Below are 12897 nucleotides of genomic sequence, written 5' to 3' on the forward strand. Positions count from 1 at the left end.
TGGATGAGAATTTAGAAGCTCGAGTCAATTTCAACAAGGCTTATAAGGATTTAGAAAGAATTAGTTTAGTTGATTCAAGAGTTGGAAACCTTTTAAGCGCTGTTAAAAAGCTTAAAGATAATGTTGATTTGAGTACAGAGGATTTGCAAAGAATAACTACATACCTTAATGATACAAAAGCTTTTATAGAGAATCCTACCAAGGAGGCCTATGAAAAGCAGCTTAACAATATGAGGGATGCAATTAGAAAAAACCAATCGTGGGGACCCATAGTTGGAGGCGCACTGCTCTTGGATAGGAATAAAGTAGTTTATCACTCTCTGGATTTTGATGGATGTTATAGCAACGAGGCCTCAAGCTTTAATCTTGGTAGAAACTGGATTACAGAACGAACACTTGAAGAATCCAATAAAGCGTACCTAGAGGCAAATCGTGAATTTCTAGATTCTTTGAAAACAGAAGATAAAACAGTTCTTTTCATTGGCTCTAATCGCCAAACACCTTATATAGATCTTAATAATGGAACGGGCACGGACTATCCTCCTGGCTCCGTTTACCCGAGAATGGAGGCTATTGCTAAAGAATTGGGAGAAAAAGCAACATTTAATCCTTTTCTACTGCCGGATTTAGAGAGTGATGTAGTTGTGGCAGGAGAAACGCTTGGAAAATTCAAGGAGAAGGAATATTTAAATGAGAATGGGAGTTATAAAGAGGAAATAAGTTCAACTAAATTTAATGAGGATGGATTTTTAGAGTTAATAGATGATGAAAGTAAGGTCTCTTTGGCTTTGGCCCAAATGCATTATGCTGCCATGGAAAATCCTGATGATATCATTGAATTTAATTTTTACGATGATCGTAAAGATATCGTCGAAAGTATGGAACTTTTTTTTAAAGAACATCCCGAATTAATTCCTAAGAATGTAATCTTAAACTTAAGAGGATATTCCGGACCCCAATTAACTCAAGAACAAGCCAATGAGAATCTTCTTAATTTTTTAACACACACAACAACAAATCTTGAAAGTGAAGAAACAAACAAGGCAATATCAGAAGCCAAAAAACACAATATTCCTATCCTAATTAAAATCCCAGGTGAGGAGGAAAAATTTAAACTATATCGCCGTGATGCTAATGGAGACTGGGACTTCGTTGACTTTAATAGAAACATAAAGGGATTAGAGGCCTCTAAATTCGATGACGTTTTTCCGGCGCCTGATGAGATTAAAGGACATAGTACATCAAAAAACATGGAAATTTTTGATGAGTTAAAAAAGCACCACTGTTTGCCTATTCCAGTAACAAGAAGAGATAAAGTCTATAATTATGGAAGCCCAACGTTAATAGCATCAATACCAGGCGAAGGTAGTATTCCAAAAGAAGTAGCTGATTGGAAACCTCTTTATGTAGCAGTTCGGGAAGCTTCGATGAGTTCCGCGGCGGAGCAAGGGACAGCAATGAAGGTTGCTAGTGAGTTCGATTTTACAAAACTTATATCGCAATCCTACTCTGAAAAGCGCTTACCTTCTAAAAGAGTGAACGAATTTATTGATCACAATCTTTCGAAAATGGGAAATAAAGAGATTGCTGAAGTACTTTCTAAGAGCAAAATAAGTAGCCAAGCAGTAGTTCAAATCCTTGATGGGAATGAAAATAAAGATAATATAATTGAACAAATAATAGAGAAGAAAATCAATCAGCTTAAAGAAAAATTAAGTGAGGAAGAACGTCAGCAGATAGAATCTTTTCTTAAAGGATTTAAAACAACTATTAATACCATAATAAAAGAAAAATTATTGGAATTGCGCAATGAGCATGATCTTGAAAAGAGAACTGCAATAGAGTCTTATTTAATTGATCTTTATAAGCTAAAAATTCGCGACGGCAATCAATCTTTAGCCGAGATGGACATAAATCCCGGAATAAAACAAACAAGAGATGCACTGTGTAGCACCATTAGTGATGCATTGAACTCACCTATAACACTACAAGATTGTCAAAAATTGAATAGTTTAGTAGGAAATGCGAGAATTGCTGCGGATCCTAATGGAGACCCTAGAACTAAATCAAAATCTCTTTGCGCACTTGCCTATCTTTCAGACGAGCTTGTTGGAGCAAAATCTGAGAAGTTGCAGGCAGTTTCTGCAGCATGTGGACTATTTGCTGTTATTGCGACAATAGCAGCATTTGCTCTTGCTCCTACAGGTATTGGGTTTATTGTGGGTATGGCTGTAGCTGGGGCACTGGCAGCGGCTAGCATTGGAACGGGAATAGCAGCAAAAGTTAAAGAATCCGATGTATCGGAAAAAACTCGGGACTTCAAGAAGGCGCTCGAGGCAAAAAGAGAAGTTCAAGTGGAAGAGACTCTAGAGCAGCCTCCTCAATTTAACTTTTAAAGTGAAGAGGTTTCTAGCTTTTCCCATGACCTTGGGGATTCACAGATCATGGGAGGATCTTTCATATTGGGGATTCATGGTCGCCTGGGTGCCGCATAGCGAACCCCGGGTTCCGCTATGCGGCAGCTGTCTCTTGATCCTATCTCATCAAGAGACAGCTGCTTGCGCAGAGGGGGAGGGACTTCTCAATACCGTCTCCTTCCGCAAAAGCGGAAGGTCTAAAAGTAACAAATCTTTGCTCTAAACTTCATCTTGCAGTCATACGCTTACGAGACTCCTTGCTTACGCAGAGGGTGACGATGTTCTCAATACCGTCCCTTCTGCAAAAGAAATATGATCATGTTTTATTTGCGATAGACAAGATGTGTAGAAGATTCAGATGCTGCACCCAGGCTACCAATTCATTTAATTTGAATGATCTATTCGTGACTTGTAAACTTCATCTCTCCATCTTGATAAGTTACATCAATTGTTTCACCTGATTTAAATCTTCCGGTTAAGAGTGCTTGTGCCAGAGGATTTTCCAATTGTTGCTGGATGGTTCGCTTTAAAGGTCTAGCACCATATACTGGATCAAATCCTGCTTCAGCTAAATGCGTTAGTGCCTCTTGAGTCACTACAAGATGAATGTCTTGTTGTTTGAGGCGTTTTTGTAAATAGCTAATTTGTATGGCAGCAATTTTTGCTATTTGCTCTTTAACCAAAGCATGGAAGACAACTGTATCATCAATTCGGTTAATAAATTCAGGACGAAAATGTTGGCGAACCATTTCCATGACAGCTTCTTTGATTTGCTCGTATTTGAATTTATTACCCATTTCTTGAATTAGATTCGAGCCAAGATTGGACGTCATGACAATAATAGTGTTGCGAAAATCTACAGTACGTCCCTGGCCGTCAGTTAATCGGCCATCGTCCATGACTTGAAGGAGAATATTAAACACATCAGAGTGTGCTTTTTCTACTTCATCCAGTAAGATAACGGAATAAGGTCTGCGACGTACGGCTTCTGTTAAGTAACCGCCCTCTTCATAACCCACATAACCTGGAGGTGCGCCAATTAAGCGTGCAACAGAATGTTTTTCCATAAACTCAGACATGTCGATACGTACCATTGCTTCTTCTGTATCAAAAAGGAACGTTGCCAGAGCTTTACACAGTTCTGTTTTGCCGACCCCGGTAGGTCCAAGGAACAGAAAAGATCCAATAGGTCGATTAGGATCAGATAAGCCCGCACGTGAACGACGTATGGCGTTAGACACTGCCTCTATGGCTTCATTTTGTCCTATGAGGCGATGATGAAGTACTTCCTCCATTTTCAGTAATTTTTCTTTTTCACCTTCCATCATTTTAGCCACAGGAATACCTGTCCACCTAGAAACAACTTCTGCAACTTCATCTTCAGTTACTTTATTGCGAACTAATTTGTTTTCATGTGATTCCGCAGTAGCCACTTGTGCTAAGCGTTTTTCAAGTTCTGGAATGCGTCCGTATTGTAATTCAGACATTCGACTTAAATCACCAGCACGACGTGCAGTTTCCATTTCAAGTTTTGCTTGTTCAAGAGCTTCTTTAATTTGAGTTGCTCCTTGCATGGTTGCTTTTTCAGCTTTCCACACTTCTTCTAAATCAGAATAATTGTGCTCTAATTCGTCGATAGTATGTTGTAAATCTTCAAGTCGTTTTTTTGAGGCTTCATCATGTTCTTTTTTGAGTGCTTCCCGTTCAATTTTCAACTGAATTAAACGTCGCTCTAATTTATCCATACTTTCAGGTTTTGAATCGATTTCCATGCGAATCAAGCTTCCTGCTTCATCGATTAAATCAATCGCTTTATCAGGTAATTGCCTGTCTGTAATATATCGATGTGATAAAGTTGCTGCCGCTACAATTGCTGGATCGGTAATGTCAACGCCATGATGAACTTCGTAGCGTTCTTTTAATCCACGAAGAATGGCTATGGTGTCTTCGACACTTGGTTCATCCACTAAAACTTTTTGAAAGCGCCTCTCCAGAGCAGCATCTTTTTCAATGTATTGTCGGTACTCGTCCAATGTAGTTGCGCCTATACAATGCAACTCACCACGAGCTAAAGCAGGTTTAAGCATATTTCCTGCATCCATTGCGCCCTCTGCTTTTCCGGCGCCAACCATGGTATGGAGTTCATCTATAAAGAGGATAATTTGGCCTTCTTGTTTTGCTAAATCATTAAGTACTGCTTTAAGTCGCTCTTCAAACTCACCACGATATTTTGCTCCGGCAATTAGTGCGCCCATATCTAAAGCGAGTAATCGTTTATTTTTTAGACCCTCAGGAACTTCGCCATTAATAATGCGTTGTGCTAATCCTTCAACAATGGCAGTTTTGCCAACTCCTGGTTCACCAATTAAAACAGGGTTGTTTTTAGTGCGTCTTTGTAAGACTTGGATGGTTCTACGGATCTCGTCATCGCGTCCTATGACTGGATCTAGTTTACCTTGTTCTGCACGTGCTGTTAAATCTAGAGTATATTTTTCAAGCGCTTGTCGTTGTTCTTCGGCATTAGGATCATTAACTGTTTCTCCTCCTCTTAACTCATTAATTGCCTTTTCTATAGCTTTGACTTCACCACCAGTTTGTTTGAGTATTCGTGAAAGAACTCCTTCTTCACTTAGTGCAGCTAAAATAAAAAGCTCACTGGAAATAAAGTTATCCTTTTTTTGTTGGGCTAATTTATCAGTGAGATTTAATAGGCGATTTAATGCATTGGAAATATGAATATCACCCCCTATACCGGCGACTTTAGGAAGTTTATCCAGTGCCTGATCGAGAAGGGTTCTTAATAATGGGATATTCACTCCTGCTTTACTGAGCAAGGGTCTACAGCTGCCTCCTTCTTGATCCAAAAGTGCCTTCATTAAATGTTCGGGCTCTATAAAACCATTATCTCTTCCTAAAGCTAGAGACTGTGCATCTGCTAAAGCTATTTGAAACTTTGATGTCAGTTTATCCATTCTCATAACGATTCACCTTATTTAATGGGTGTTAATTTTCTTTCATCTACCGTAAAATGAGGCTTAATTAAATAATTTCAAGTGACTTTAATATGGCAAATGATATTTCTTCTAATTCGAGTCAGGATTCACAAGCTTTGCTGAATCAAATCATCATTGATTATATGAAAGAGGCGAAAAGAAAGCGCAGATGGAAATGGTTTATGCGTGTTATTTATTTATTAATTATCGCTTATGTTGTTTATCAATTTTCTATGAGCTCCAATGAAGAATCAGGTACCAATACTAAACCTCATGTTGGGATTGTTGACATTAATGGTGAAATGGCTGATGCAAAACCTGCTAATGCAGATGATTTTGCAAAAGGTCTTGATGCTGCTTATAAAAATTCAGGGTTAAAAGCATTAATTGTTCGTATTAATAGTCCGGGTGGAAGTCCTGTTCAGGCTGAGTATATGTACAATACGATAAAATTTTATCAAAAAAAATACCCCGATATAAAAATTTATTCAGTTTGTGTCGATGCCTGTGCTTCTGCTTCTTATTATGTAGCTGTCGCTACAGATACTATTTATGCAAGTCCTGCAAGTATGGTAGGCTCCATTGGTGTTTTATATAATGGATTTGGTGTCATTGATTTGATGAACAAAATCGGAGTTTCACGCCGATTACAAACGTCTGGTGTCCATAAAGGATTTTTAGACCCCTTTTCTCCACAAACTGACCTTGAAAAGCAAAAGCTACAAATCATGCTTGATATAGTGCACCAGCAATTTATTGATCGGGTGAAAGAGGGAAGGGGAAATCGTTTACATATTGATGATGAAACTTTTTCAGGACTTTTTTGGACCGGTGAGCAAGCGTTAACTATGGGCTTAATTGATGGATATGCGAGTAGCGGACAGTTGGCCCGCGACATCATTAAAATTCCCGATGTTATTGATTACACTCATAAACAAAACTTCCTTGATCGTGTCACTAAAAATATTGGAACTGCTATGGCAGATGAGTTGCCTTTAAGTTTTGGTGCAAGGCAAGGATTTAAGTAAGGTTAGCCCTTATAAATTTTCTATGAAAATTTATAAGGGCTTTTACTATACTATCCAGTTCTAAATAAAACTTAATGGTGCGTTCAGTAGGGATTTATAACTTCAAGAAGGGCATATACTCCATGAATGCTTATTAATCGACAGTAAAGCTTTCTCCACAACCACATTGCCCTGTTTGGTTGGGATTATTAAATACAAATTTATGATTTAATCCTTGCTTTACATAATCAACTTCCATTTTTTTAAGAAATGGGTAACTGGCTTTATCAACGCAAACAACGTATTCTTCAGTTAAAGGTAGCATTAAATCTCCTTCCAATGGGGCTAACACATAATCTATTACGTAGGATAAACCCGAACATCCCGTTTTTTTTACTGATAGACGGATGCCTGCGTGCCCCGGTTTTTTTTGTAAATAAGACACTACATGTTTTAAAGCTGCATCAGTAAAACTGATTTCAGGTGTTTTATTTTCTGTATGATGCATAGTGACGCTCATGATACTACCTCTCAAATTCTGTTCTTATTATGTAGCTTCCCCAATAAGTCCAGGCAACAAACAGCAGCCTAGGTTTTGCGGTTTGTTCGCAGAATCTAGAAATTTCGTTCTGTGCCTCGATCTCTGGATACTGCGGACGAGCCGCGGGACTTAGAATGCAATTTGCCTGATTATTGAGAAGTTACCTTCTTATTCATTAAAAGCATAACTTCTTTATAAATATCTACAATCCTTAATGCTATAGGATATTGAGCAATAGGAATATCCAAGCTTTTAATGATGAGCTGATAATCAATCTGCGGCACATCATCTACAGCTTTTCCCTCTAATTGTCTGCATAACCATTCTAAGCTAGCAATTACGTAGGGATTACCATTGGTTTTAAAGCAAGCGCGTATAATGATACCTTCTGAGTCGCATTGCATGTAAAACTCAATAGTTCCCTGATTTTTTTGACTGTTTTTTACTACCCCAGCAAGAGCATGATTGATATCAATGACTCCTACATGTTTTGGCCAAAAAAAGCAGTCTTGTACTATTTTATTATACATCATGATGGTGATATTTCGTGTAATCGAGTGACTTGAGTACAAATCGTATTCATTGCATGTTCAATTTCTTCTTCTTTAGTAAAACGTCCAATGGATAATCTTATCGTACTTTGTGCTAGATCATTGCTTAATCCCAAGGCTTTAAGAACATAAGAGGGTTGGATACTTGCAGAGCTGCATGCTGAGGTAGTAGACAGTGCTAATTCATTCAATGCTAAAAGCAAAGAATCACCATCCAATCCCGCAAAACTCATATTCAAATTTCCAGCGATTCGCTTTTGCTCATCACCATTGAGCTGAATACCGGGTAAATGTTTTATGCCATTCCATAAGCGTTTACTATAACTTAAAATACGTGCTTGCTCTTCTGCACGCAAAAGCTCCGTTAATGCAAATGCTTCTCCCATTCCTACTATTTGGTGGGTTGCTAAAGTCCCTGAGCGCAGACCTCCTTCATGTCCCCCACCGAAGCTTTGTGGTTGGAGACGAATTCTAGGTTTATGTCTGACATACAATGCACCAATACCTTTAGGTCCATAATTTTTGTGTGCTGAAAATGCCATTAAATCTACAGATAACTGAGTTAGGTTAATCGGAATTTTTCCTGCACTTTGTGCTGCATCAACATGAAAAATAATTCCTTTGTGGCGTAATAAAGCACCTATAGCTGCAATATCTTGGATCACCCCAATTTCATTATTTACATGCATAATGGATACTAAAATAGTATCGGATCTTAATGTTTTAGCTAATTTTTCAAGATCTAGTAAACCATTAGGTTCTGGCTGAAGATAAGTTACTTCAAACCCATCCTTTTCTAAGCGGTTAAAACTATCGAGTACTGCTTTATGCTCTGTACTCATAGTAATTAGGTGTTTTCCTTTGTTTTGATAAAAATGAGCGGCACCAATTATTGCTAAATTATTTGCTTCAGTTGCTCCCGATGTAAACACGATGTCTTGAGGTGAAGCATTAATTGCCTCTGCAATTTGTGTGCGGGCATGTTCTACCGCACGAGCTGCAAGCCGACCATATTCATGCGTACTCGATGAAGGATTACCAAAATTTCCATCGGGCCCTAAATAACAGAGCATCCGCTCTACAACACGGGGGTCAACAGGCGTTGTTGCCATGTAGTCAAAATAAATTGGCTTTTTAATGATCGTATTCATTACTGTCTCTTTTGCTTGCCCATTTAAGTGATTTTTGTACTTGACTTAACATTCCTCTTAAAAGATTCACTTCCATTTTCTCTAAGCTCACACGATTAAATAACCGTCGTACACGTTGCATTAAACGTCGAGGATTGGACGCTTTTAAAAATCGAATCTCAATAAAAACCTCTTTGAGATGCTCATAAAATTGTTCGATATCCTCTGCAGTTGCGTATTCGTCTTGTCGTAATGCTACTTCTGCTTTGGGCGCTAACAATTTCATCCGTAATTCATAAGCAATGATTTGTACCGCTTGGGCTAAGTTTAGCGAACTGTATTCAGGATTGCTTGGAATATTTATATGATAATGACATTTTAGCAGTTCTTCATTAGTAAGGCCCGCATGTTCTCGTCCAAATATAATAGCAATTTGAGTCGTCTCTGTTTGCTGATTCACTAAATCCGCACAAGATGCGGGAGTTAAACCGGGCAAAGATAGCCCTCTAGGTCTTGCACTCGAACCTAAAATGAGTTGGCACCCAATCAAAGCCTCATCTAAAGATTCAGTAACAACCGCACTTGCTAAAAGATCATCAGCTCCAGCTGCCATTTCTTGTGCACGAAGATCAGGAAAGGATTTGGGTTTAACCAAATAAAGAGCATTTAATCCCATAGTCTTCATTGCCCGAGCTGTTGAACCTATATTACCTGGATGAGAAGTTGCAACTAAAATGATACGAATAGAATTTAGATTCATAAAAAATAGTAATTAATGCATTTAGATCAGGCGATCATAACATTTAACTCTCTTTGTGCAAAAAAAGTATGATAGAATCGCTAGCTTTGTAGATTACATAGAGTATATTCATGGAACCACTTTTAAATATAGCAGTTAATGCAGCGCGGCAAGCCGGTGATATAATAATTCGTCATATGGAGCAAGTGGATCGCCTTAAAATTACCGCTAAAAATAACCATGAATATTTTAGCGAAGTAGATATCAAAGCCGAACAGACTATTATTAATACAATTTATAAAGCCTATCCTGAGCATGGAATTCTAGCTGAGGAAAGTGGGGTGCAAGAAGGGGATGGAGAAACAATTTGGATTATTGATCCTTTAGATGGAACATCTAATTACTTGCACGGATTTCCTTTTTTCTCTGTTTCTATCGCGGTAAAAATTAAAGGAAGAATAGAGCATGGAGTTATTTATGATCCATTACGACATGAATGTTTTGCTGCGAGTCGTGGACGGGGTGCTCGACTAAATGATAGAAGAATTCGTGTTTCGAAACAAACTCAACTTATGGCTGCATTATTAGGAACTGGATTTCCATCTCGAGACGTTAATGTGGCGCAAAGATATTTACCTACATTTGAAGCACTATTTGGTAAGTGCGCAGGTGTACGAAGAACGGGATCTGCTGCTCTTGATTTAGCTTATGTAGCTAGTGGACGATTGGACGGTTTTTGGGAGTTCGGTTTACGTCCTTGGGATATTGCTGCAGGATCACTATTAATTAGAGAAGCTGGGGGCTTAATTAGTGATTTACAGGGCGGAGACGATTTTATTAAATATGGAGATATTGTTGCAGGAACTCCTAAAGTATTTAAATCTTTATTACAAGCTATTTCACCTGCTTTAAAATAAGCATGTGAAGACATAGTAACCTCCCTAAAGTTTGTTTACGTCTGAATATTTCATCAAGATCTAAAAGCAACTTTGTGCACGAAAGATCGACATAAAAAATTACATTTTTATGTCGATCTCACATTAATTAAAAAATTCATCTGTCCATTTAACAGGTAAAGTGATAGAATTTTTTAACTTAATATTTCCTTAATAAATGAATATCATTAAAACAATATTTACACTCTTTGAGATGTTTGGTACTATATAGACCATGGTGTTCAGTGAGTGTATGTGCTGGGCATAATTTTACTTGTTAATTTGTACTAGGAGACTTAAATGAGCACAGAAACAATGGTGCAAAGCAGCGAAGCACTTTCACATCAAGTAATTCGTGCTGTTAAGGGGTATTTGACGAGCATTAATAATAAAGATTCTAATTTGAATTTATATCAATTAATTGTTGAAGAGGTAGAAGCGCCGTTATTTCGTACTGTTATGGAATTAACTCGCTACAACCAATCAAAAGCTGCTCGTGTTCTTGGTGTAAGCCGTGGAACTTTGCGTACTAAGTTGAAGCGTTATTTTGACGATGAATTTATTGGAACTCGTGATTTCTAATTATTTAACCTAAAATTTTTAATGTCATTTTTCGATTAATTATCTCCAAATAGTAGTCTTTCGATAGGCACTCTGCTACTATTGATAACAGAGTTGGTCAGGCAATCGCTCTTTGCTGTTGCAAAGAGAGGAAAGTCCGGGCTCCAAAGGGCAGAGTGCCAGGTAACGCCTGGGAGATGCAAATCTACGGAAAGTGCCACAGAAAATATACCGCCTTTTTTGAGGTAAGGGTGAAATGGTGCGGTAAGAGCGCACCGCACAACTGGTAACAGTTGTGGCAGGGAAAACCCCACTCGGAGCAAGACCAAATAGGAATCCATTTAGCTGTAAAGCTATGACGTGTGGCCCACACGGGATTCGGGTAGGTCGCTTGAGGCGTGTGGTGACACACGTCCCAGATGAATGATTGTCCATGACAGAACCCGGCTTATCGACTGACTCTTTTTCTTCCAAGTTTTTCATCTTCAAAATAAAACAGACGGTAAGAGTTCACGAGGGATGGTGAATCTTGGCCAGAACGGGCAGGTTGAACGAAAAATATTTCAGAAAAGCGAGCGGCGCATAGGTTAATGCTACTGAGTTAAGGTCCGTTGCCTACCAAACATGACCGTTCTCTGATCGAGGCTGACCTGTTATAATTTTTTAGTGTTTGCTAATGTGTAATTTCAGTTTGGGCCGGGTACGACTTAGCATTTTATTGGCTATTCGGAGTAAAAATGAACACCATATTCCATACAATACTGATAAATGCATAAGATATAATGAACGATAAGCAAGTTGAGCCACTTTGCCTCCTAGAAAGTAACGCGCTTTGCCGATACCTGAAATATCTCCATAGGCACCATAACAACTTAATGCAATTAAAGAACCTCGATCTTCATATTTAAAATCAAGAAGTTCCTTATTATTAAGTTTATTCTTCAATGATTTTGCTAAGAGGTAAGCTTGCTGGTGAGCTGCTTGTGCACGTGGAGGCACAGGCTTTCCTGTAGCAACATCTATTACTTGGGCACAATCCCCAATTGCAAAAATAGATTCATCATTCATGGTTTGTAGTTTTGAATTAATCACTATACGATTTAAATTATCCACGGCTAAACCATCAAGAGTAGCTAAAAACTCAGGGGCTTTAACGCCTGCAGCCCATACACATATACTCGCAGGTAAAATTTTCCCACTTTTAGTGTGAATTCCTTCATTATCAATGTGACTTACAATTTCATTTGTTAAAATTTCAATCCCTAATTCGTGTAATTTTTTAGCAGTTAAAGTAGAAAGTAATTCAGGAAGAACTGGTAAAATACGAGGAGCGCCTTCAATAACGGTAATTTTTGCTAATTTTCTAACTCTATGATTAAATTGATATTTTTCAGTCTGATTAAGGGTATGGAGTAATTCTGATCCCAGTTCGATTCCGGTAGCTCCACCTCCAATAATTACAATATTAAAATCTTGATGTGCTTCTCCAGGAGCATATTGCAGTGATAATAATTTATCTACATATTTCTTTTGAAAATGATTTGCTTGATCAATACTATCAATGCTTAAGCAATATTCTTTAACTCCAGGAGTATTAAAATCATTGCTTTGACTGCCTACGGCAATCACTAATGTATCGTATTTTAAAGTTCGCTCTGGCACTATAATGTTTTGTTCCTCATCCATTAGAGCAGCAATACGAATGACTTTCGTTTTACGATCCAGACCTATCATCGTTCCTGGTTGATAGTTATAATAATGGGATACTGAGTGAGAATAAAAATTGAGCTGATCCATATTTGAGTCGAGGGAGCCGGCCGCTACTTCATGCAATAATGGCTTCCATATGTGGGTATCTTGTTTATCTAAAAGAGTAATATTTGCTAGTCCTTTCCTCCCTAAATGTTTACCCAAACGAGTAACTAGTTCTATTCCACCAGCTCCACCACCTACAACTACGATATGATGTAATTCATTACCCATTTTAGTTTATCCTTAATTCAGGCTCTACGGCTGTCTAGTT

At 38.2% G+C, this 12897-nt stretch carries 10 protein-coding genes and 1 other RNA gene; 5 read left to right on the top strand and 6 right to left on the bottom strand.

Annotated features, from left to right (window positions below):
• Window positions 1-2396, top strand: a 2396-nt coding sequence (locus Lgra_RS12160) for a hypothetical protein (protein WP_193786666.1), incomplete at its 5' end; no start/stop codon positions are given.
• 419 nt (window positions 2397-2815) lie between these two features.
• Here Lgra_RS12160 and clpB read toward each other — a convergent pair.
• Window positions 2816-5395, bottom strand: coding sequence for an ATP-dependent chaperone ClpB (gene clpB, locus Lgra_RS12165; protein WP_058499538.1), 2580 nt, complete (start codon window positions 5393-5395; stop codon window positions 2816-2818).
• A gap of 86 nt (window positions 5396-5481) precedes the next feature.
• On the opposite strand from clpB, the gene Lgra_RS12170 reads away from it, so the two are divergent.
• Window positions 5482-6438 (top strand): S49 family peptidase, encoded by a 957-nt coding sequence (locus Lgra_RS12170; RefSeq protein WP_058499539.1) that lies wholly within the window; start codon window positions 5482-5484, stop codon window positions 6436-6438.
• A gap of 133 nt (window positions 6439-6571) precedes the next feature.
• On the opposite strand, the gene Lgra_RS12175 is transcribed toward Lgra_RS12170, so the two are convergent.
• The 4 genes from Lgra_RS12175 to trmJ all read right to left on the bottom strand — a co-directional run bounded on the left by Lgra_RS12175 (window position 6572) and on the right by trmJ (window position 9399).
• A complete protein-coding gene (locus tag Lgra_RS12175) occupies window positions 6572-6937 on the bottom strand; it encodes a HesB/IscA family protein (protein ID WP_058499540.1) in 366 nt (121 codons plus the stop codon).
• A gap of 170 nt (window positions 6938-7107) precedes the next feature.
• On the bottom strand, window positions 7108-7491 hold the full coding sequence (locus Lgra_RS12180; protein WP_115385440.1) for an iron-sulfur cluster assembly scaffold protein: 384 nt from the start codon (window positions 7489-7491) through the stop codon (window positions 7108-7110).
• Complete coding sequence (locus Lgra_RS12185) at window positions 7488-8660, bottom strand: IscS subfamily cysteine desulfurase (protein WP_058499542.1); 1173 nt, start codon at window positions 8658-8660, stop codon at window positions 7488-7490. The genes Lgra_RS12180 and Lgra_RS12185 overlap by 4 nt, the downstream gene beginning before the upstream one ends.
• Window positions 8644-9399: a tRNA (cytosine(32)/uridine(32)-2'-O)-methyltransferase TrmJ gene (trmJ, locus tag Lgra_RS12190; protein ID WP_058499543.1), complete on the bottom strand. Its 756-nt coding sequence runs from the start codon at window positions 9397-9399 to the stop codon at window positions 8644-8646. Before trmJ ends, Lgra_RS12185 begins: the two co-directional genes overlap by 17 nt.
• A 110-nt stretch (window positions 9400-9509) precedes the next feature.
• On the opposite strand from trmJ, the gene Lgra_RS12195 reads away from it, so the two are divergent.
• The 3 genes from Lgra_RS12195 to rnpB all read left to right on the top strand — a co-directional run bounded on the left by Lgra_RS12195 (window position 9510) and on the right by rnpB (window position 11341).
• Complete coding sequence (locus tag Lgra_RS12195; RefSeq protein ID WP_058499544.1) at window positions 9510-10295, top strand: inositol monophosphatase family protein; 786 nt, start codon at window positions 9510-9512, stop codon at window positions 10293-10295.
• Window positions 10296-10613: 318 nt separating this feature from the next.
• Window positions 10614-10895, top strand: coding sequence for a helix-turn-helix domain-containing protein (locus Lgra_RS12200; protein WP_058466000.1), 282 nt, complete (start codon window positions 10614-10616; stop codon window positions 10893-10895).
• Between the two features lie 89 nt (window positions 10896-10984).
• Window positions 10985-11341, top strand: an RNA gene (gene rnpB / locus Lgra_RS12590) — RNase P RNA component class A.
• A gap of 196 nt (window positions 11342-11537) precedes the next feature.
• Here the strand turns inward: rnpB and Lgra_RS12205 are convergent.
• Window positions 11538-12857: an NAD(P)/FAD-dependent oxidoreductase gene (locus tag Lgra_RS12205; RefSeq protein WP_058499545.1), complete on the bottom strand. Its 1320-nt coding sequence runs from the start codon at window positions 12855-12857 to the stop codon at window positions 11538-11540.
• Window positions 12858-12897: the final 40 nt, after the last annotated feature.

The organism is Legionella gratiana (genome assembly GCF_001467695.1).
Lineage (GTDB): Bacteria > Pseudomonadota > Gammaproteobacteria > Legionellales > Legionellaceae > Legionella > Legionella gratiana.

Excerpts from the sequence above, each read along its gene's own strand:
- Lgra_RS12195 (WP_058499544.1), top strand. The coding sequence starts at position 9,510 with ATGGAACCACTTTTAAATATAGCAGTTAATGCAGCGCGGCAAGCCGGT.
- trmJ (WP_058499543.1), bottom strand. The coding sequence starts at position 9,399 with ATGAATCTAAATTCTATTCGTATCATTTTAGTTGCAACTTCTCATCCA.
- Lgra_RS12205 (WP_058499545.1), bottom strand. The coding sequence starts at position 12,857 with ATGGGTAATGAATTACATCATATCGTAGTTGTAGGTGGTGGAGCTGGT.
- clpB (WP_058499538.1), bottom strand. The coding sequence starts at position 5,395 with ATGAGAATGGATAAACTGACATCAAAGTTTCAAATAGCTTTAGCAGAT.
- Lgra_RS12180 (WP_115385440.1), bottom strand. The coding sequence starts at position 7,491 with ATGATGTATAATAAAATAGTACAAGACTGCTTTTTTTGGCCAAAACAT.
- Lgra_RS12170 (WP_058499539.1), top strand. The coding sequence starts at position 5,482 with ATGGCAAATGATATTTCTTCTAATTCGAGTCAGGATTCACAAGCTTTG.
- Lgra_RS12200 (WP_058466000.1), top strand. The coding sequence starts at position 10,614 with ATGAGCACAGAAACAATGGTGCAAAGCAGCGAAGCACTTTCACATCAA.
- Lgra_RS12175 (WP_058499540.1), bottom strand. The coding sequence starts at position 6,937 with ATGAGCGTCACTATGCATCATACAGAAAATAAAACACCTGAAATCAGT.
- Lgra_RS12185 (WP_058499542.1), bottom strand. The coding sequence starts at position 8,660 with ATGAATACGATCATTAAAAAGCCAATTTATTTTGACTACATGGCAACA.